This window comes from Streptomyces sp. NPDC012769, from assembly GCF_042901205.1.
In the GTDB taxonomy this organism is placed as follows: domain Bacteria; phylum Actinomycetota; class Actinomycetes; order Streptomycetales; family Streptomycetaceae; genus Streptomyces.
Map to the genome: position 1 here is coordinate 848,896 of NZ_JBIBCP010000004.1, position 20,543 is coordinate 869,438.

Consider the following 20,543-nt stretch of genomic DNA (forward strand, 5'->3'; position numbering starts at 1 on the left):
CGACTAGAACGAGGAGCTTCAATGAGCACTCCGGGTGGGTTCGGACTCGCAGACGATCCGATCGTCCAGGCGAAGAACAAGATCATGGAGACCGGTGACGCCGTCACCAAGCAGGCCCGTGAGCTCGCCAACATCCTCGAGACCTGCAGCGCCGGCTGGACCGGTGTGGGTGCGGTGGGCTTCAAGCAGGCCCAGACGCTCCTCAACGAGGACCACGACGTCATCCGTCGCCTGCTGAACGTTCTCCTGAACGCCGTCGGCGAGACGAAGAACCTCAGCAACGCCAACGACGACGAGGTGCGTGCCACCTTCGCCGCCGTCAACAACTCGTCGCTCAACAACATCTGACGTAAAGGGGGAGCACCATGTCTGCCGACAACGCAGGGACCAAGGTCCGGTACGAGAGCGTTCAGGAGATGGCGAACCGCATCCGTACCGTCTCGCAGAACATCGTCAAGGACATCCAGGAGATGGACGCCGCGCTTCGCGTCGTCACGGACACCTGGGACGGTGACGCGCACCGCGAGTACGAGATCCTCCAGGGCAAGTACAAGAAGCGCGCCGAGGACATGAAGAACCGCCTCGAGCAGACGGCGAAGATCGTCGAGCAGGGCAAGGACAGCTACCGCTCCACGGACGTCAAGGCCTCGCGCCTGTTCACCGAGTCGTACTGATCCACTCGGACCGTCCGGTCCACGAGAAGGGGCCCGCTCCACCCGGAGCGGGCCCCTTCCGTTTGTCTCTCCGACGGCTACTGGAGGTCGAACTCCCCGTCCTTCGCACCCAGGACGAACGCGTCCCACTCGGCCTTCGTGTACCGCAGCACGGTGTCGTGGTCGAGGGAGGACCGCATCGCGACGGCGCCGCCCGGCAGGTGGGCGATCTCCACGCGCTCCTCGTCGGGGCTCGTTCCCGGAGCGCCCTGCCACTCGACGCCGCTGATGTCGAGCGCGTACAGCTCGTCCTTCTCCTGCTGAGTGCCCATCTGGCTCTGCTCCTTCGTACAGCGGTGGAACGCGCGTCGTTGCAGGTCAATCATGGGTGCCGCGGGGTCCGGCTGTCAGCCGGACCCCGGAATCGGCACCGCCGGTTCACTCGGCCTGAGCGGCAAAGGTCCGCGCGAGCTGCAGGACCTGCTCCGGCTTCAGCGCGCTCTTGTCGTCCTCGCCGACGGTCAGCAGCAGGGCGACGTCGCCCTTGCCGCCGGAATCGAGCGATACGGTGACGACGTTCCCGCCCGGGCTCGGCACCGCTTCTCCGGGCTTCGCCTTGTCGGCCTTCTCGTAGTAGGCCTTGACCTCGTCGGCGCTCATGCCTGCGGCCTGCTGCGTGGTGGGCAGCAGGACGTTGACCGCGTTCCCCGCTTCCGTACCGACGGTGTGGACCACCAGATCGTCCCCGCCCACGTGGTACGAGCACGTGATCCACGCACCGCCCTTGCCCGCGAACGCCGACTGCGGATCCGTCGTCTTACCGCCCTCGGCGGTCGCCGTCGGCTCGTTCGGCTCCGCGTCCGCCGTGCCCGGCTCGACGGAGGCGTCGACCTTGGCCGCCTCCGCCGCCTTACCGGTGTCGTACGGCAGGGGGCACGTGTCGGCCCCGTCCCTACCGACCTCCTCCGCGACCTGGACGAGCCGGTCGACGGAAAGGGACCCACCTGCCTCGGCCCCGCCGCCCCCACACCCGACCAGCGAGCCGAGGAGGACGGCGCTCGTGGCGCCCAGGACGATGTGCTTCGCGCGGATCATGACGGTGTGCTTTCGGTGAGGGGCTTGACGACGGGGTCCTTCGCCAGCGGCTTGTTCTGACAGCCGAGGCTTTCCGTCACCTCGCGGGTCATCAGGTACAGGAAGGAGAGCCGCTGGGTGGTCGCTGCCTCGTCCGGTTCCTTGCCCTTGAGCGGGAAGTTCGCGTCGGCGCGGAGTACGGCCTTGCGGGCCTGACCGCTCAGCTCACCCGTCAGATCGCACTTCACGTACAGCGTGGCGCCGCCGTCGGAGACCGACCCCGGGGTCGCGTTCACGTCGTAGAGCTTCCTGCCCTGCGTCCGCTCCTTCGAGGGTGTGTCGGCGGGAGACCACGCGAAGCCGATCAGGAGGTGCCCCTTGCTGTCCTCGGGCACGTACCTGCACAGGAAGGAGGGCGAGGTCGAGTTGCCGGCGTAGCCCGTCCACTCCTTCAGGTCCTTCCTGAACTCCTTCACGAAGGATTGATCCGACCGGAGGACGTCGGTCCTGAAGTCGTCCGTGCCGAGCACCTCGCGCAGCGACTTACCGGCCGGGGAGTCGGCGGGATGACCGCACATGCCCTCCACCTGGGAGGAGGAGTCTCCGGCGGAGCACGCCGTTGCCGCCAGGGCGGTGGCGGCCAGGACCGCGGGCCAGGTCCGCAGCTTACGAGCCATGCTGCAGGTGAGCCGTCGCCGCGTTTCGCCCGGCGTCATAGCCGTCATTGGCACTGTTCTTGGCTTCCTTCCAGGCACCGTCACCGTAGATGCCATTCTTCTCTCCCCAGGCGTCGAAGATGCGGTTGGTGCCCTCCATGCCCCTGGCGTAGTTGCTGCTCGCGTCCTTCTTGCCCTGCTCCTCGGCCGCGTCGGTGACGTCCTTGACCCAGTCGTACTTGATGGTGTCCACGATGGCGCCGGCTGCCGAGCCCGCGATGGGAATCTCGCCGACCACGCTGTTGACGCCGTTCGCGGAGTACTCGGCGGTGTCCTCGGCCCATTCGACCTTGTCGTTCGTCTTGTCGCGATAGACGTCGGCGCCGATGCCGTTGAGCGCGCCCATCGCCGCGCCGATGTCTCGGCCACGGTCGTTCCACTCGGCGCTCGACCCGTGCGTCTTGTCCCCGTTGTACGGGGGGGCCGAAGCGAGCTCGCCCGCCGCGTAGTGGCGCTCCGCCTCGTACAGCAGGGCGTAGGCCTCACTGTCGTCCGAGATACCACGCATGACGCGGACCAGGCTGCCCTGGCCCACCGCGATGTGCGCGTTGTCCCCGGACCCTGTGATGTCGTCGTTGCCGTTGATGCCGCCGTACTTCGCCTCCTGGCCGCCGAGCACGACGTGGGTGTCGGCGACGTAGTCCGCGAGCGCGTGTGCCATCGGCTTCTGGATGTTCGTGAGGTTCTCGGGGAACTTGTCGCCGTTCATCTCGCTGTCGAGGTACTTCACGGCATGGTGCATCACCCGCGCCTGCCCCTCCGTGTGCGCCCCCACCTCGCCCGGCTTCGAGCCCGGCTCCTGGCCCGTCGCCGCCGCCTGGATCGCCGCGCCGAGGCCCGTGGCCTTGGAGGGGTCGTCCATGAACTGGGGAGGCCCGTAGATGTTGTTCATCCCCTCCTTCGGCCACTCCCGGTCCGTGAGGAGGAACTTCAGGTGGTCGTTCTCGTTGCCCGGGGCCTTCGGGTCGAGGAAGTACTCGGCGTCCGCCGGGTCCTTGCTCATGATGTTGAGCAGGCCGTCCAGCGGGTCGGCGGCGATGTTGGGACGGTGGACGTCCCGGAAGTGCTGCCACTGGTTGGGTTCCTTCTTCTCGATCTCGATCATGTCGTGACCGAGCTCGTTGAGGAACTCCTTGCCGTACCCGTCCGGGTTGCCCTGGCTCATGAGGGTGACCAGGACCTGGTATCCCTGGGTCGGGACGTTGTCGCCGAAGGGGCCGGTGTCCTTGGTGACGTTCTTGTCGCCGAACTCCTTCAGCCCGTCCACGAACGGCCGGTACGCATAGCTGTTCGGGTCCTTCGTGCCCGAGGCGATCGTGTCCGCCAGGCCCGCCTGGATCGACTCGTACAGCTTCTTCTGGTCGGCCGGGATGCCCCGCTCGTTCGCCGCCAGGTTCATGCGGTCCGCGATCGTCAGAGTGTCCTTGGCGCCGAGGCCGTTCAGATACGCCTCGCTGAAGTGCTTGTCGTCGGAGTTCTGCTTCAGCAGGTCGCGGTAGTGCTCCAGCTCCTCCTTCGACGCCTTGCCCTCGCGGACCTTCTCCGACAGGGCGAGCGCCTCCACGGCCTCGACGTCGTTGACCGGCTTGGAGTTGAAGCCGAACGGGGCGGTGCCGTCGGCGCCGGAGGCGTTGAGGAGGGCGACCTTGACGTCGGCGTCGAAGTCGGTGACCGCCTTCACCGCGTCGTTGATCTTGCGCGTGTAGGACATCTCCACTTCCCGCAGATCCGGGTCGTGGCGGATGGTGTACGCCTCCTTGGCGCTGACCTTGCTGAAGTCGTAGCTCGCGCTGCCGGACTCGGAGACCTTCATGCCGGCCGCTATCGCCTCGTCGACCGCCGCCTTGACCCGGCCCTTGAGCTCGGTGAAGGTGCCGTGCGCGTCGCGGAGCAGCGACTCCATCGCGAGCGCCTCCTTCTGAGACGCGTCGAGCTCGTTGCGCGTTATCTGGAAGTTCTGCGCGCTGAACTGCTGGGCCTGGCCGGTCCACAGCGGGTTCTTGGTGGCGACGCTCTGGACCTCCTTCTCGTAGAGGTCCTCGACCTTCTTGAGCTTCTCCGCCATGCTCTTCCAGCCGTCGGCGGCGGTGCTCAGCTTGCCCAGGTCGGTCTGCATGATCTCCTGGTACGTCGGCATCGCGATTCCCCCTAGATTCCCGAGACCTTGGACTGCGTCGGGGCGAAGCTGTACCCCGTCGTCAGGTCGTTGTTCTGGAAGAGCGTCGAGGTGTTCCGCAACGAGCTCTTCTCCGATTCGAGGCGCGCGTTCAGACGCTTCACCTGGCTGTCCCAGTGCTCGTGGGCCTTCTTCAGGCCGCTCGCCGTCTCCCAGCCCTTGAACTCGGCGACAGCGCCGTTGGTGCCCTCGTCGGCCGCGTCCGCGGCGGACTTCAGGTCCGGCTGGATCTGGGTCTCGATGGTGTTGGCGGCGGCCTTCTTCTTGGCCGGCGACGTCGCGAGATCCGGCTGTCCGCCCCCGCCGCCACCCCCGCCCGGGTCGGCGGGCAGCTGGTTGAGCTGCATGCTCGTCGCCTGACGCTCCATGACGGTGCTCTTCTGCTGTGCCCACTCGTCGTCGAACGACACGGATTCCCCCTTGGCTGGCCTTGGGCTGGGATACGGCGATGTTTGCATTTCTGAAGTGCTCACGTCCAACGACGTGTACGGACCGTACGGACCGGTTCCGCCACGACGGTGGCGAAGCCGGTCCGTACGTCACGAGCCTTACCTTTCCGGCATTCGGCCCGTCTGCACCAGCGAAGTCGCCCCGCGCCGCGACACGAAGTACCCGCGGCCCGGCGGCATCGGCCGCGGCCGCGCGTTGCCGAGCAGGTCGCCCTCCGAGGGGTCGCCCGACAGGACCACGCCCTGGGCGCCCAGCTCCTTGATGCGCTGCATGAACGCCTCGTACATCGAGCGCGAGGCGCCCGCGCTGTTGCGCGCGATGATGAAGCGCACGCCGGTGTCCCGGGCGAACGGCAGGTACTCCGCCAGCGGGGCCAGCGGGTTCCCGGCGCTCGTGGCCACCAGGTCGTAGTCGTCGACGATGATGAAGACCTGCGGACCCGACCACCAGCTGCGGTCCCGCAGCTGCTGCGGCGTCACGTCCTGCGGCGGCTGGCGGCGCGCGAAGACGCCCGAGAGCGCCTCCATGTGCATCTGCATGGAGCTCGCCATCGGCGCGTACTCCAGCAGGTGCTCCTCCGGCAGGCTGCCGAGCAGCGCACGGCGGTAGTCGCCCACCACGAGCTTCGCCTCGTCGGGGGAGTAGCGCTCGCCGATCTGCTTGGCGATCAGGCGCAGCAGGTTCGTCTTGCCGGACTCGCTCTCGCCGAAGATGAGGAAGAACGGGTCGGTGTCGAAGTTGACGAAGACCGGCTCGAGCCGCGTCTCGTCGATGCCGATCGCGATGCCGTGCTGCGGGAACTCGAAGCCCTTCGGCAGCCGGTCGGCCGGCAGCTTGTGCGGCAGCAGGCGCACCGGCGGCGTCGCCGGTCCGTGCCAGGCGCCGCGCACGGCCTCGACGAAGGCCGCCGTGCCCGCCGCGAGGTCGTGCGCCGAGCTCGACCCGTCGATCCTCGGCAGCGCGCCCATGAAGTGCAGCTTCTCCGGGACCTGGCCGCGTCCCGGCACGCCCGTCGGCACGTTCGCCGCGACCTTGCGGTCGAACTCGGAGTCCATGACGTCACCGAGCCGCAGCTCCAGACGCCCCAGCATCTGGTCCTTGAGCGCCGCACGGACCTCCATGTAACGGGCCGCGGTGATCACGACGTGGATGCCGTAGCCGAGGCCGCGCGCCGCGAGGTCGGCGACCAGGGACTCCAGGCCCTCGTACTCGTTGCGGAAACCGCCCCAGCCGTCGATGACCAGGAACACGTCGCCCCAGGCCTCGTTCGGCAGCTCGCCCGCCGCCCGCTTGCGCCGGTAGGTGGCGATGGAGTCGATGTTCTGCGAACGGAAGAACTCCTCGCGCCGGTTGAGCACGCCGAGCACCTCGGCGACCGTCCGCCGCACCCGCTCCGGGTCGAGCCGGGACGCCACCCCGCCGACGTGCGGCAGGTCGGCGAGCGAGGACATGCCGCCGCCACCGAAGTCCAGGCAGTAGAACTGCACCTCGGCCGGCGTGTGGGTGAGCGCGAACGACGAGATCAGCGTCCGCATCAGCGTCGACTTGCCGGACTGCGGACCGCCGACCACCATCATGTGGCCCGCCGCGCCCGAGAAGTCCCGGTACAGCACCTCGCGCCGCTGCTCGAACGGCTTGTCGATCAGGCCGAGCGGGACCGTCAGGCCGCCCGGACGCGTGTACTCCGTCGCCGTGAGGCCCCGGTCCGCGGTCTGCGCGAGACCCGGCAGCAGCTGGTCGAGCGACGGCGCCTGGTCGAGCGGCGGCAGCCACACCTGGTGGGCGGGCACGCCCTGGCCCTCCAGCCGGCGCACGATCACGTCGAGGACGGTGTCCGCGAGCGCGTCGTCCTCCTCGGCCCGCTGCGCCGTCAGGTACGCCGGGTCCGGCGCCGCGTACACCACCGGCACCTGCGAGGCCGTGAACAGCGCGGGCCGCCGCTCGATCGGCAGCTGCCCGGCCTCCAGGCGCGGACCGCCCGTGCGGTAGGTGCCCGAGACGTACGCCGCCTTGAAGCGGGTCATCTCGTCCGTACCGAACTTCAGATAGCCCGAACCCGGCACCGACGGCAGGTGGTACGCGTCCGGCACACCGATCGCCGTGCGCGACTCGGCCGCCGAGAAGGTCCGCAGACCGATCCGGTACGACAGGTAGGTGTCCAGGCCGCGCAGCTTGCCCTCCTCCAGGCGCTGCGAGGCCAGCAGCAGGTGCACACCCAGGGAGCGGCCGATGCGGCCGATCTGGATGAACATGTCGATGAAGTCCGGCTTGGCCGTGAGCAGCTCGCTGAACTCGTCGATGACCAGCACGAGCGAGGCCAGCGGCTCCAGGGGCGCACCCGCCGCCCGCGCCTTCTCGTAGTCGTGGATGTTGGCGTAGTTGCCCGCCGAACGCAGCAGCTCCTGGCGCCGCTGCAGCTCGCCGCGGATCGCGTCACCCATGCGGTCGACCAGCGTCAGGTCGTCCGAGAGGTTGGTGATGACGGCCGCCACGTGCGGCATCTGCGACATGCCCGCGAAGGTCGCGCCGCCCTTGAAGTCCGCGAGGACGAAGTTCAGCGTCTCCGAGGAGTGCGTCACCGCGAGGCCGAGGACCAGCGTGCGCAGCAGCTCCGACTTACCGGAACCCGTCGCACCCACGCACAGACCGTGCGGGCCCATGCCCTCCTGCGCGGCCTCCTTCAGGTCGAGCATGACCGGCTGGCCGTCCTCGCCGACACCGATCGGCACCCGCAGCCGCTCCGCCACCGACCGCGGCCGCCAGGTGCGCGCCACGTCCACCGACGCCGCGTCGCCCAGGTTCAGCAGATCCGTGAAGTCCAGGTTGGCGAGCAGCGGCTCGTCGTCGTCCCCGCCGCCCATCCGCAGCGGCGCCAGCTGCCGGGCCAGCGCCTCCGCCGCCTGCGGCGACATGACGTCCGGCACGCCCTCGTACGCGAAACCGCCGCCGGCCTCCAGGCGCAGCCGCCCCGGCCGTACGACCACGGACAGACCGCCGCGCGGCTCGTCCAGCTCGCCGGAGACCACCTCGACGATGGTCACGCCCTGCAGGCCCTCGGCCGCCGCGAACAGCGAGTCCGGCGGCACCATCCCGCCGTCCAGGATCACCACCACATGCGGCTGGTCCAGGACCGGCTGGTTCTCCCGGCTGAACCGCGGCCGGCCGTCCAGCTTCGAACGGATCAGCTGCTCGAGCTCGCCCAGGTCGTCCCCGAAGAGCCGCTTGGTGCCCGCCCCGTCGACGGTGCCCGGCACCTGCGTGTGCGGCAGCCACTTCGTCCAGTCCCAGCGCTCCTGCGCGCCCCGCGCCGCCACCACGGCCAGCATCAGGTCGTCGGGGGAGTGCAGGGTCACCAGCTGCGCCACCAGACCGCGCGCCGCGGACTGCGCCGACTCCGGGTCACCGGAGACCGTCACGTGGTAGAAGGCCCGCAGCGAGACCGCCATCGGCAGCCCGTCCAGCGTTCCGTGCACCGCGAGGAACTGCTGCATCGCGCCCGCGCACAGCGGCTCCAGCTCGTCGACCGGCGCCGTCTCCGGCGCCACGAGCGGCGTCGCCAACTGCTGGGCGCCGAGCCCGATCCGCGCCTGCGCGAAGTCGCTGTCGCCGACCCGGCGCTCCCAGACCCGCGAACCCTCCGCGACCACCGACCACAACTGCTCGGGCGACGGGTGCAGATACAGCTGCGCGTCCCGCTGCCTGCGCGCGGTGCGCCGCACCGTACGCCGGGTCTGGGCGAGGTATTTGAGGTAGTCCCGCCGGACATCGGCCATTTGCCCCTGCGACCCCCGGCGGAATCTCACGAACTGGGCGATCGCCATGCCGACCGTCGACGCCAGCATCAGCGTGCCCATGATCCGCATGATCGGCGACGGCGTCATGAAGAAGAACACCACCGAGGAGCCCATGCCGAGCATCGGCAGGAGCTGCATCAGGGCCGACTCCTGCTGTCCCCGCGGCAGTTCCGGCGGAGACTCCAGGACCAGTTCCTCACTGGGTACTTCCGGAGGAAGGGACCTCGGCGGGCGTTTGACGACGATCTGGCTCACCGGCGCATCAATCCCTCGTTACGGGCGGGCTCGTGGAGGGAACTTCCGCACCGGCGCCCCCGTCGGCTGTGTGCAATGCGGACCCCCGAGACGACCAGGATCCTACTTGCAGCGACTGACACCGGTGCCCGGTAGGGTGGCCCGGCATCGTGCGCAACCGCGAATCAGGGGGTCCAGACACGTGAGTACGACCGCAGCGACCGGTTTCTGCCGCGTCACCGTCGTGGCGCCGGACAGCCGCATCGACGTCGCACTCCCCGAGGACATCGCCGTCGCCGACGTCTACCCGGAGATCCTTCGGCTCACCGGCCAGACCCAGCCGGCCGGCGCCCCCACCGGCTACCACCTGGTCCGCCGCGACGGTTCGGTCCTCGACGGCGCCCGCACCCTCGCCGCCCAGCAGGTCCTCGACGGCGAGGTGCTCTCGCTGCGCCCCTTCGCGCAGTCCCTGCCGCCGGCCGTCTACGACGACGTCTCCGACGCCGTCGCCTCCGCCGTCACCCGCGACCGGCACCTGTGGAGCGACGAACTGCTGCGCGGCGCCGGACTCGTCGGCGGCGTCCTGCTCCTCGTCCTCATGGGCTTCGTGCTCTGGTTCGCCGACCCGGTCCGCCACGACATGCACAGCCTGCCCGGCATCATCGCCGGCGCGGCCGGCGTGCTGCTGACCGCCTTCGCCGGCGTCCGCGCCCGCGTCTACGGCGACCGGGCCACCGCCGTCGCCCTCGGTCTCGGCGCACTGCCGCTGCTGCTGATTGCCGGGTCCGGGATCATCGCCCCCGACGCGGGCCAGGGCCCCGGCCGGCTCCAGTTCCTGCTGGGCTGCGTCACCGTCCTGGTCGTCTCGGTCGCCCTCGTCGCGCTCACCCCGAGCGGCGACGCCCCCTTCGTCGCCGCGACCTTCCTGGCCGCCGTCGGCACCCTCGCCACGTTCGTCGCCATCCTCACCGAGGCGTCCGCCACCCAGACCGCCTCGGTCTGCGTGCCGGTCGCCATCGGCCTGGTCGCCTTCCTGCCCGGCCTCTCCGCCCGCTTCGCGCGCCTGCCCATCGGCTACGCCTCCCCGCGCAGCGCCGCCGACGACGAGTTCCTCGGCGACCCGCACCAGCCGTCCCACGAGCAGGCCCAGCCGGTCGACGGCGAGCGCATCGCCCTGCAGGCCCGCCGAGGTCACGAGATGCTGCTCGGCCTGGTCGGCGGCTGCGCGGCGGTCGTCGTCGGCTCCTGCGCCGTCCTCGGCTTCGCCGGGAACGTGTGGGGCCAGCTCCTCGCCCTGGCCGCCGGCCTCGCGATGCTGCTGCGGGCCCGGCTCTTCCGCTACACCGCCCAGGTCACCTGCGTCCTGGTGGCCGGCCTCGCCGCCATCGCCCTGCTGGTCCTCGGCCTCTCCCTCAACCCGCCGGTCGACCTGGTCAAGGACCTGCTCATCTACGGCGACCGCGGCGGCCTGGACATCCGTACGATCTGGCTGTCCGCGGCCGTCGCCGCCGGCGCCGCGCTGGTCACCGCAATCGGCCTGATCATCCCGCGCAAGGGCCTCTCCCCCTTCTGGGGCCGGCTGCTCGACCTCACCGAGGGCTTCGTCCTGCTCTCCCTGGTCCCGCTCTGCCTCGCCGTCCTGGACGTCTTCATGCGGGCCCGCTCCCTGACCGGCTGAGCGGCGGGCCGGGCGGCCGGGGCTCCCGTCCGGGGCGTAGCCGCGAGCTGGTACGCTGTGTGACGGCCGTTTGTGTACGCGCTCCCGGAAAGCCACGGACCTCCGTGATCGGGGAGCAGCGCTCATCGGACCTTCGCTCCCGAGTCACGGAAGTTTCCCCTGAGACCAAGACCAGGGGCACTCGTGGGCGCACGAACCAGAGGAGATCCGCGTGGCTCTCGACGCCGCCGTCAAGAAGCAGATCATGGCCGAGTTCGGCACCAAGGAGGGCGACACCGGCTCCCCCGAGGTCCAGGTCGCGATGCTGTCCCGCCGCATCTCGGACCTGACCGAGCACCTCAAGACCCACAAGCACGACCACCACTCCCGTCGTGGTCTGCTGATCCTGGTCGGCCAGCGCCGCCGCCTGCTGCAGTACCTGGCCAAGAAGGACATCCAGCGCTTCCGTACGCTGGTCGACCGCCTCGGCATCCGCCGCGGTGCGGCCGGCGGCGCCAAGTAAAGACGCCGTGAAGGGAGCGGTTCCCACTTTCAGGGGGCCGCTCCCTTTGCTGTACGTGCGCGAAGTACCCACCGGCATTTAGTCTGGTCACACAACGCCACACCAACGCGCGAGAAGCAGCCGGCACGCCGCCGGTCCTCGGTAGTGGCCCCCGGGCATCGTCCCCGGGTGCTTCGATCGAAGACCGGCCCCGCCACGACAGCGCTTCTCCCGCACCGCCCCGAGCCATACGGGCACGGGGCGCAAAGACGCAAACGTAGGAGAAACCGCTAGTGGAGAACGAGACCCACTACGCCGAGGCCGTCATCGACAACGGCACCTTCGGCACCCGCACCATCCGCTTCGAGACCGGCCGCCTCGCCAAGCAGGCCGCCGGCTCCGCCGTCGCCTACCTGGACGACGACACCATGGTCCTCTCGGCCACCACGGCCTCGAAGAAGCCCAAGGACCAGCTCGACTTCTTCCCCCTGACGGTCGACGTCGAGGAGCGGATGTACGCGGCCGGCAAGATCCCCGGCTCCTTCTTCCGCCGGGAGGGCCGCCCCTCCGAGGACGCGATCCTCACCTGCCGCCTGATCGACCGACCGCTGCGCCCGTCCTTCAAGAAGGGCCTGCGCAACGAGATCCAGATCGTCGAGACGATCATGGCGCTCAACCCCGATCACCTCTACGACGTGATCGCCATCAACGCCGCCTCCTGCTCCACGCAGCTGGCCGGCCTGCCCTTCTCCGGCCCGATCGGCGGCACCCGTGTCGCCCTGATCAAGGGCCAGTGGGTCGCGTTCCCGACGCACACCGAGCTCGAGGACGCCGTCTTCGACATGGTCGTCGCCGGTCGCGTCCTGGAGGACGGCGACGTCGCGATCATGATGGTCGAGGCCGAGGCCACCGAGAAGACCATCGAGCTCGTCAAGGGCGGCGCCGAGGCGCCGACCGAGGAGATCGTGGCCGCCGGCCTCGAGGCCGCGAAGCCCTTCATCAAGGTCCTGTGCAAGGCGCAGTCGGACCTCGCCGCCAAGGCCGCCAAGCCCACCGGCGAGTTCCCGGTCTTCCTCGACTACCAGGACGACGTCCTGGAGGCGCTCACCGCCGCCGTCAAGAGCGAGCTCGCCCAGGCGCTCACCATCGCCGGCAAGCAGGAGCGCGAGACCGAGCTCGACCGCATCAAGGAGCTCGCCGCCGAGAAGCTCCTCCCGGCCTTCGAGGGCCGCGAGAAGGAGATCTCGGGCGCCTACCGCGCGCTGACCAAGAAGCTGGTCCGCGAGCGGATCATCAAGGACAAGGTCCGTATCGACGGCCGCGGCATCACGGACATCCGTACGCTCGCCGCCGAGGTCGAGGCCATCCCGCGCGTGCACGGCTCGGCGCTGTTCGAGCGTGGCGAGACCCAGATCCTGGGCGTCACCACCCTCAACATGCTCCGCATGGAGCAGCAGCTGGACACCCTCTCCCCGGTGACCCGCAAGCGCTACATGCACAACTACAACTTCCCGCCGTACTCCGTCGGCGAGACCGGCCGCGTGGGCTCGCCCAAGCGCCGCGAGATCGGCCACGGCGCGCTCGCCGAGCGCGCCATCGTGCCGGTGCTGCCGACGCGCGAGGAGTTCCCGTACGCGATCCGTCAGGTGTCCGAGGCCCTCGGCTCCAACGGCTCGACGTCCATGGGCTCGGTCTGCGCCTCCACCATGTCGCTGCTGAACGCCGGTGTGCCGCTGAAGGCCCCCGTCGCCGGCATCGCCATGGGTCTGATCTCCGAGGAGATCGACGGCCAGACGCACTACGTCGCCCTCACCGACATCCTCGGTGCGGAGGACGCCTTCGGCGACATGGACTTCAAGGTCGCCGGCACCAAGGAGTTCGTGACCGCCCTCCAGCTCGACACCAAGCTGGACGGCATCCCGGCCTCCGTCCTGGCCGCGGCCCTGAAGCAGGCCCGTGACGCCCGCCTCCACATCCTCGACGTGATGATGGAAGCGATCGACACCCCGGACGAGATGTCCCCGAACGCCCCGCGGATCATCACCGTCAAGATCCCGGTGGACAAGATCGGTGAGGTCATCGGCCCCAAGGGCAAGATGATCAACCAGATCCAGGAGGACACCGGCGCCGAGATCACGATCGAGGACGACGGCACCATCTACATCGGTGCCCAGGTCGGCTCGCAGGCCGAGGCCGCCCGCGCCACGATCAACGGCATCGCCAACCCGACCATGCCGGAGGTCGGCGAGCGCTACCTGGGTACGGTCGTGAAGACCACCACCTTCGGTGCCTTCGTCTCCCTGCTCCCCGGCAAGGACGGCCTGCTGCACATCTCGCAGATCCGCAAGCTCGCCGGTGGCAAGCGCGTGGAGAACGTCGAGGACGTGCTCGCGATCGGCTCCAAGGTCCAGGTCGAGATCGCCGAGATCGACCAGCGCGGCAAGCTCTCCCTGATCCCCGTGATCGAGGGCGAGGGCGACGAGACGAAGGACGACACCGACCAGTGACGTCCCGCAGTTCCGCGACGACGGCCCGCCCCTCTTCCGAGGGGCGGGCCGTCGCCCGTACCCAAACGCTCCTCCCGGGCAAGGACGGCATCGGCACGGTCCGGCGCACCACCCTCCCCGGCGGCCTCCGCATCGTCACCGAGACCCTGCCCTCCGTGCGCTCCGCCACCTTCGGCATCTGGGCGCACGTGGGCTCCCGGGACGAGACCCCGGCGCTCAACGGCGCCACCCACTACCTGGAGCACCTCCTCTTCAAGGGCACCCGCGAGCGGTCCGCCCTCGACATCTCCGCCGCGATCGACGCGGTCGGCGGCGAGATGAACGCCTTCACGGCGAAGGAGTACACCTGCTACTACGCCCGGGTCCTGGACACCGACCTGCCGCTGGCGATCGACGTCGTCTGCGACATGCTCACCGGCTCGCTGATCCTCGAGGAGGACGTCGACGTCGAGCGCGGGGCGATCCTCGAAGAGATCGCGATGACCGAGGACGACCCGGGCGACGTGGTCCACGACCTGTTCGCCCGGACCATGTTCGGCGACACCCCGCTGGGCCGCCCGGTGCTCGGCACCGTGGAGACGGTCACCGCCCTCGACCGGGCCCGGATCGCCCGCTTCTACAAGAAGCACTACGACCCGACCCACCTGGTCGTCGCCGCCGCCGGCAACGTCGACCACGCCACGGTGGTACGCCAGGTCCGCCGCGCCTTCGAGAAGGCCGGCGCCCTCACCCGTACCGACGCCGTCCCGGTCGCCCCGCGCGAGGGACGGCGCACCATCCGCACGGCGGGCAAGGTCGAGCTGCTCGGCCGCAAGACCGAGCAGGCCCACCTGGTGCTCGGCATGCCGGGCCTGGCCCGCACCGACGAGCGCCGCTGGGCGCTCGGCGTGCTGAACACCGCCCTCGGTGGCGGCATGTCCTCCCGCCTCTTCCAGGAGGTCCGGGAGAAGCGCGGTCTGGCCTACAGCGTCTACTCGTACACCTCCGGATTCGCCGACTGCGGCCTGTTCGGCGTGTACGCGGGCTGCCGGCCCAGCCAGATCCACGACGTACTGCGGATCTGCCGGGACGAGCTCGACAAGGTCGCCACCGACGGACTGACCGACGAGGAGATCGCCCGCGCCATCGGCCAGCTCTCCGGCTCGACGGTCCTCGGCCTGGAGGACACCGGCGCGCTGATGAACCGCATCGGCAAGAGCGAGCTGTGCTGGGGCGCCCAGATGTCCGTCGACGACATGCTGGCCAGGATCGCCGAGGTCACCCCCGACGAGGTGCGCGAGGTGGCCCGCGATGTACTGGAGCAGCGGCCCTCGCTGTCGGTGATCGGCCCGCTGAAGGACAAGCAGGCGGACCGCCTCCACCAAGCGGTCTCCTGAATCTCCTGCCCCACCAGTCCCTAAGGAAGAGCAATGAGCAAGCTGCGCGTGGCGGTCCTCGGAGCCCAGGGCCGTATCGGCTCGGAGGCGGTCAAGGCGGTCGAGGCCGCCGAGGACATGGAACTGGTCGCGGCCCTCGGCCGCGGCGACAAGCTGGAGTCGCTCGTCGAGGCGGATGCCCAGGTCGTCGTCGAGCTGACCACCCCCGCCTCGGTCATGGGCAACCTCGACTTCTGCGTGCGCCACGGCATGCACGCGGTCGTCGGGACCACCGGCTGGACCGACGAGCGCCTCGCGCAGCTGAGTGGCTGGCTCGACCAGTCCCCGCAGACCGGTGTCCTGATCGCTCCGAACTTCTCCATCGGCGCGGTCCTCACCATGAAGTTCGCGCAGATCGCGGCCCCGTACTTCGAGTCCGTCGAGGTCGTCGAGCTGCACCACCCGAACAAGGTGGACGCCCCCTCCGGCACCGCCACCCGCACCGCCCAGCTGATCGCCGAGGCCCGGTCGAAGGCAGGCTGCGCCCCGCAGCCCGACGCCACGACCACCGCCCTGGACGGGGCGCGCGGCGCCGACGTGGACGGCGTGCCCGTCCACGCCGTACGCCTCCGGGGCCTGCTGGCCCACCAGGAGGTGCTGCTCGGCGGGGAGGGCGAGACCCTCACCGTCCGGCACGACTCGCTGCACCACTCCAGCTTCATGCCGGGCATCCTCCTGGGCGCCCGCCGCGTGACGACCGCCCCGGGCCTCACCTTCGGCCTGGAACACTTCCTGGACCTGGGCTGACGGTCATGGGCGGAAAGATCACGTACGTCTTCCTCGCCACCGTCCTCGTCCTCGTCTTCGGGGTCGTGGGGATGGAGGGCGTCCTGCTCCTGCTGACCGGTGAGCCGGCGGCCATGGGCATGGGCGCGGTGGCGTTCCTGCTGCCGCTGGTCGGCGGCTGGTTCCTGTGGAAGAACACCCGCTTCGCGCGCAAGGCCAACCGCCTGGCCGCGGAGCTGGAGGCCGAGGGCGGGCTGCCGGTCGACGAGCTGAAGCGCACGGCGGGCGGCCGCATCGACCGCGACTCTGCCGACGAGGTGTTCGCCCGGCGCAAGGCCGAGACGGAGGACTCGCCGGACGACTGGCGCTGCTGGTTCCGGCTCGCGGTGGCCTACCACGACGCCCGTGACACCCCGCGCGCCCGCAAGGCGATGCAGCGCGCGATCACCCTGCGGGAAGGCCGTACGGCCGGCGTCTAGCGGGCTTCGGTGGCCGTGTGGTCCGCGTACTCCGCGTTCCACGCCTCGATGGTGTCCGCGGCGCGGTCGAAGGCCTCGACGCGGGAGAGGAAGTCGGCGTTGTGATCGGTGAGCAGGGGAGCCTGCTCACCGTCCGGCCGTACGAGGACGAGGGCCTGGCCCTGCACCGTGCGGGGGAGTCCCAGCCAGCGCACGGGCTGCTGCACGGTGCGTACGGCGGCGACCTGCCGCCACGGCACGGTCCTCGTCGCGAAGAAGGCGATGTGCCGCAGCCCGGCCCGGCTCACCCACACGCCCATGCGCAGCAGGCGCAGGGCGACGCAGATGATCACCGCGGCCAGGCCGAAGGTGAACAGGGCCCCGCCGAACGACCCCGCGACGGCGATGATGACGGCGGCGAGCAGCACGAACGAGGCCAGCAGCAGCGCGACCGCGGCCAGCCCCACTCGCCACGGACCCGGCCGGTACGGCCGACGCCACTGGTCGTGGTCGTCGAACGGCAGCGCGATGTCATCGGTCGTGTCAAAAGCACGGTCGGCCGTCAGAAAGGGCAGGGGCACGACAGATCCTCACTCACAAGCACGTTCGCTGGGCTGTGCCCGGTGAGGCTACCTCAGCGGCCTTCGGAAGCCTCGGACTGCTGCTGGTGCCCGCTCGCGTCACCGGGTTGCAGGGACGGCATGCCGAAGACCAGTGAGCCGACGAGACCGGCGACGACGGTCAGCCCGATCAGCGTACGGCCGAGGATCTGGGAGGGGGTGGCCCGCTCGCGAGGCGGGGGAGTGACGTTACTGCGGAAGCGGTCGGACTCCGCGACGAACGCGAACGGGACGGCCTCTCGCCGGCGCGACATCAGGGGCACTCTCCTTTGGATCACAGTGCGGGGTGCGGTCACAGGTACAGACGATCGAACCGAGGGTTTGGTGCCGTTTTTTCATCAAAGCGGCCCAATCGGCTCATGCCGCTGCCTCACGTCGCCTTCCCCAAGAACGGCCGTGTGACGCCGTAGCGGACTTATGTACGAACTTCCGATGCGAAGTGTCCGTATTGCGACGTTTCGTGAAGTTCATCTAGGCTGATCAAACGGACCCGGCACTGCTTGAACCCCCGAGCAGGCAGTGCCGGGCTCCTCTTATCGCGTCCCCCGAGGGGACCCCCGGCGCTGAGCAGCGAGTAGCGTGTTACCCATGGCTCCGATCTCCACTCCGCAGACCCCCTTCGGGCGGGTCCTCACCGCCATGGTCACGCCCTTCACGGCGGACGGCGCAATCGACCTCGACGGCGCCCAGCGACTCGCCGCCCACCTCGTGGACGCGGGCAACGACGGCCTGGTCGTCAACGGCACCACGGGCGAGTCGCCCACCACCACCGACGCGGAGAAATCGCAGCTCGTACGGGCCGTACTGGAGGCGGTCGGCGACCGCGCCCACGTCGTCGCCGGCATCGGAACCAACGACACCCACCACACCCTCGAACTCGCGCGCGCCGCCGAGCGCGACGGCGCACACGGCCTGCTCGCCGTCACGCCGTACTACAACAAGCCCCCACAGGAGGGCCTGTACCGGCACTTCTCGGCCATCGCCGACGCCACCGAGCTGCCGGTGATGCTCTACGACATCCCCGGCCGCAGCGGCGTCCCCATCGACACCGAGACCATCGTCCGGCTCGCCGAGCACCCCCGGATCGTCGCCAACAAGGACGCCAAGGGCGACCTCGGCCGCGCCAGCTGGGCCATCGCCCGCTCCGGCCTCGCCTGGTACTCCGGCGACGACATGCTCAACCTGCCGCTGCTCTCGGTCGGCGCCTGCGGCTTCGTCTCCGTCGTCGGCCACGTCGTCACCCCGGAGCTCCGCGCCCTCCTCGAGGCGTACCTGGCCGGCGACGTCCAGAAGGCCACCGAGGTCCACCAGCGGCTGCTCCCGGTCTTCACCGGCATGTTCCGCACCCAGGGCGTCATCACCACCAAGGCCGCCCTCGCCCTCCAGGGCCTCCCGGCCGGCCCCCTGCGCCTGCCGCTCGTGGAACTCTCCGACCAGGAGACCGCTCAGCTCAAGGTCGATCTGGCCGCCGGCGGGGTACAGATCTGACAACGGACTTCACAACAGAAGACGCGTAACTGAACAGAACCGAAAACAACAGCAAGTGCACGATTGTCATGCGCGCCACGTGCCGAGCCGGTACGTGGCGCGTGTGGTGAGGAGAGACTTTTGAGCCATCCGCATCCTGAACTCGGCGCCCCGCCGAAGCTGCCCAAGGGTGGCCTCCGCGTCACCGCGCTCGGCGGCCTCGGTGAGATCGGCCGGAACATGACGGTCTTCGAATTCGACGGCCGTCTGCTGATCGTCGACTGCGGCGTCCTCTTCCCCGAGGAGGAGCAGCCCGGCATCGACCTGATCCTGCCCGACTTCACCACCCTCCAGGACCGCCTCGACGACATCGAGGGCATCGTCCTGACCCACGGCCACGAGGACCACATCGGTGCCGTGCCGTACCTGCTCCGTATGAAGCAGGACATCCCGCTCATCGGCTCCAAGCTGACCCTCGCCCTCATCGAGGCCAAGCTCCAGGAGCACCGCATCCGCCCCTACACCCTCGAGGTGTCCGAGGGGCAGCGCGAGCGGTTCGGGCCCTTCGACTGCGAATTCATCGCCGTCAACCACTCCATCCCCGACGCCCTGGCCGTCGCCATCCGCACCCCCGCGGGCATGGTCGTCCACACCGGCGACTTCAAGATGGACCAGCTGCCGCTGGACAACCGCCTCACCGACCTGCACGCCTTCGCGCGCCTGAGCGAGGAGGGCATCGACCTCCTGCTCACGGACTCGACGAACGCCGAGGTCCCGGGCTTCACCCCGCACGAGCGCGACATCTCCAACGTCCTGCGGAACGTCTTCGCCAACGCCCAGAAGCGCATCATCGTGGCCAGCTTCGCCAGCCACGTGCACCGCATCCAGCAGATCCTGGACGCCGCCCACGAGTACGGCCGCAGGGTCGCCTTCGTCGGCCGCTCCATGGTCCGCAACATGGGCATCGCCCGCGACCTCGGCTACCTGCGGGTCCCCGCCGGCCTGGTCGTCGACGTGAAGACGCTCGACGACCTCCCGGACGACGAGATCGTGCTGGTCTGCACGGGCTCGCAGGGCGAGCCGATGGCCGCCCTCTCCCGGATGGCCAACCGCGACCACCAGATCCGGATCGTCCCCGGCGACACGGTGATCCTGGCGTCCTCGCTCATCCCGGGCAACGAGAACGCGGTCTACCGCGTGATCAACGGCCTGACCCGCTGGGGCGCCAACGTCGTCCACAAGGGCAACGCCAAGGTCCACGTTTCGGGCCACGCCTCGGCCGGCGAGCTGCTGTACTTCTACAACATCTGCAAGCCGAAGAACCTCATGCCGGTCCACGGCGAATGGCGCCACCTGCGCGCCAACGCCGAGCTCGGCGCGATGACGGGTATCCCCAAGGACCACATCGTCATCGCCGAGGACGGCGTCGTCGTCGACCTGGTCGACGGCCGCGCCCGCATCACCGGCAAGGTCCAGGCCGGATACGTGTACGTCGACGGCCTCTCGGTCGGCGACGTCACCGAGACCTCCCTGAAGGACCGCCGCATCCTCGGCGAGGAGGGCATCATCTCCGTCTACGTCGTCGTCGACTCGACGACCGGCAAGATCGTCGGTGGCCCCCACGTCCACGCCAGGGGCTCCGGCATCGAGGACTCCGCCTTCGACGCGGTGCTCCCCAAGATCGACCAGGCCCTGAACAAGTCCGCCCAGGACGGCGTGGTCGAGGCGCACCAGCTCCAGCAGCTGATCCGCCGCACGGTCGGCAAGTGGGTCTCCGACACCTACCGCCGCCGCCCGATGATCCTCCCGGTGGTCGTGGAGGTCTGACCCGACGGCCCGTCACCAGGAGCGGGGCGCCTCGATTTGCATCGGGGCGCCCCGCTCCAGTACGTTTACGGCTCCGCCAGAACGGGAAACGCCGGGCACCGCCGTGTGTCAGGAGAGTGAACCGGGAGGCGGGAAATCCGACTCAGAAGTTCTGATAAAGTCGGAACGCGCCGAAGGGCCCGAAACGACGAAAGTCGAATAGGACCCGGAAAGCACCGAGGAAATCGGATCGGAAAGATCTGATAGAGTCGGAAACGAAGGAAGCGC

Annotated in this window: 18 protein-coding genes; 10 read left to right on the forward strand and 8 right to left on the reverse strand. The window is 69.5% G+C overall.

Features of this window, described 5'->3' with window-relative positions:
- Window positions 1-21: 21 nt before the first annotated feature.
- Both ACFY7C_RS25040 and ACFY7C_RS25045 read left to right on the forward strand, forming a co-directional pair.
- On the forward strand, window positions 22-348 hold the full coding sequence (locus tag ACFY7C_RS25040; RefSeq protein ID WP_389654409.1) for a hypothetical protein: 327 nt from the start codon (window positions 22-24) through the stop codon (window positions 346-348).
- A gap of 17 nt (window positions 349-365) precedes the next feature.
- The gene (locus ACFY7C_RS25045; RefSeq protein ID WP_389654411.1) at window positions 366-674 is read left to right on the forward strand and encodes a WXG100 family type VII secretion target; all 309 of its coding nucleotides are present in this window, start codon (window positions 366-368) and stop codon (window positions 672-674) included.
- A 77-nt stretch (window positions 675-751) separates the two neighbouring features.
- Here the strand turns inward: ACFY7C_RS25045 and ACFY7C_RS25050 are convergent, their stop codons facing one another.
- The 6 genes from ACFY7C_RS25050 to eccCa all read right to left on the reverse strand — a co-directional run bounded on the left by ACFY7C_RS25050 (window position 752) and on the right by eccCa (window position 9,118).
- The gene (locus tag ACFY7C_RS25050) at window positions 752-985 is read right to left on the reverse strand and encodes a DUF397 domain-containing protein (RefSeq protein ID WP_345485215.1); all 234 of its coding nucleotides are present in this window, start codon (window positions 983-985) and stop codon (window positions 752-754) included.
- A 106-nt stretch (window positions 986-1,091) separates the two neighbouring features.
- Entirely contained in the window at window positions 1,092-1,748 is a 657-nt protein-coding gene (locus ACFY7C_RS25055) for a hypothetical protein (RefSeq protein WP_389654413.1), read from the reverse strand.
- Window positions 1,745-2,404: a hypothetical protein gene (locus tag ACFY7C_RS25060; RefSeq protein WP_389654415.1), complete on the reverse strand. Its 660-nt coding sequence runs from the start codon at window positions 2,402-2,404 to the stop codon at window positions 1,745-1,747. The genes ACFY7C_RS25055 and ACFY7C_RS25060 overlap by 4 nt, the downstream gene beginning before the upstream one ends.
- A complete protein-coding gene (locus tag ACFY7C_RS25065) occupies window positions 2,394-4,580 on the reverse strand; it encodes a hypothetical protein (protein ID WP_389654417.1) in 2,187 nt (728 codons plus the stop codon). The genes ACFY7C_RS25060 and ACFY7C_RS25065 overlap by 11 nt, the downstream gene beginning before the upstream one ends.
- Before the next feature lie 11 nt (window positions 4,581-4,591).
- The gene (locus ACFY7C_RS25070; RefSeq protein ID WP_389654419.1) at window positions 4,592-5,029 is read right to left on the reverse strand and encodes a hypothetical protein; all 438 of its coding nucleotides are present in this window, start codon (window positions 5,027-5,029) and stop codon (window positions 4,592-4,594) included.
- A gap of 138 nt (window positions 5,030-5,167) precedes the next feature.
- Window positions 5,168-9,118, reverse strand: coding sequence for a type VII secretion protein EccCa (gene eccCa, locus ACFY7C_RS25075; RefSeq protein ID WP_389654421.1), 3,951 nt, complete (start codon window positions 9,116-9,118; stop codon window positions 5,168-5,170).
- A 181-nt stretch (window positions 9,119-9,299) separates the two neighbouring features.
- Here eccCa and eccD point away from each other — a divergent pair, with 181 nt between their 5' ends.
- The 6 genes from eccD (at window position 9,300) to ACFY7C_RS25105 (ending at window position 16,383) form a co-directional block, all read left to right on the forward strand.
- Entirely contained in the window at window positions 9,300-10,775 is a 1,476-nt protein-coding gene (gene eccD, locus ACFY7C_RS25080; protein ID WP_389654423.1) for a type VII secretion integral membrane protein EccD, read from the forward strand.
- Window positions 10,776-10,986: 211 nt separating this feature from the next.
- Window positions 10,987-11,277, forward strand: coding sequence for a 30S ribosomal protein S15 (rpsO, locus tag ACFY7C_RS25085; protein ID WP_128976159.1), 291 nt, complete (start codon window positions 10,987-10,989; stop codon window positions 11,275-11,277).
- Window positions 11,278-11,549: 272 nt separating this feature from the next.
- Window positions 11,550-13,763 (forward strand): polyribonucleotide nucleotidyltransferase, encoded by a 2,214-nt coding sequence (locus tag ACFY7C_RS25090; RefSeq protein WP_389654425.1) that lies wholly within the window; start codon window positions 11,550-11,552, stop codon window positions 13,761-13,763.
- On the forward strand, window positions 13,760-15,139 hold the full coding sequence (locus ACFY7C_RS25095; RefSeq protein WP_389654427.1) for a M16 family metallopeptidase: 1,380 nt from the start codon (window positions 13,760-13,762) through the stop codon (window positions 15,137-15,139). The genes ACFY7C_RS25090 and ACFY7C_RS25095 overlap by 4 nt, the downstream gene beginning before the upstream one ends.
- A gap of 33 nt (window positions 15,140-15,172) precedes the next feature.
- Complete coding sequence (gene dapB, locus ACFY7C_RS25100; RefSeq protein ID WP_389654429.1) at window positions 15,173-15,925, forward strand: 4-hydroxy-tetrahydrodipicolinate reductase; 753 nt, start codon at window positions 15,173-15,175, stop codon at window positions 15,923-15,925.
- 5 nt (window positions 15,926-15,930) lie between these two features.
- Window positions 15,931-16,383, forward strand: a complete 453-nt coding sequence (locus ACFY7C_RS25105) for a hypothetical protein (RefSeq protein WP_389654431.1) — start codon at window positions 15,931-15,933, stop codon at window positions 16,381-16,383.
- Here ACFY7C_RS25105 and ACFY7C_RS25110 read toward each other — a convergent pair.
- Together ACFY7C_RS25110 and ACFY7C_RS25115 are read right to left on the reverse strand one after the other, a co-directional pair.
- Window positions 16,380-16,943, reverse strand: a complete 564-nt coding sequence (locus ACFY7C_RS25110) for a hypothetical protein (RefSeq protein ID WP_389654433.1) — start codon at window positions 16,941-16,943, stop codon at window positions 16,380-16,382. The two genes, ACFY7C_RS25105 and ACFY7C_RS25110, sit on opposite strands and share 4 nt — an antisense overlap.
- A gap of 53 nt (window positions 16,944-16,996) precedes the next feature.
- Entirely contained in the window at window positions 16,997-17,236 is a 240-nt protein-coding gene (locus tag ACFY7C_RS25115) for a hypothetical protein (RefSeq protein ID WP_389654434.1), read from the reverse strand.
- 334 nt (window positions 17,237-17,570) lie between these two features.
- Here ACFY7C_RS25115 and dapA point away from each other — a divergent pair, with 334 nt between their 5' ends.
- On the forward strand, window positions 17,571-18,470 hold the full coding sequence (dapA, locus tag ACFY7C_RS25120) for a 4-hydroxy-tetrahydrodipicolinate synthase (protein ID WP_389654436.1): 900 nt from the start codon (window positions 17,571-17,573) through the stop codon (window positions 18,468-18,470).
- Window positions 18,471-18,590: 120 nt separating this feature from the next.
- Window positions 18,591-20,276, forward strand: a complete 1,686-nt coding sequence (locus tag ACFY7C_RS25125; RefSeq protein WP_389654438.1) for a ribonuclease J — start codon at window positions 18,591-18,593, stop codon at window positions 20,274-20,276.
- The last annotated feature ends 267 nt before the right edge of the window (window positions 20,277-20,543 follow it).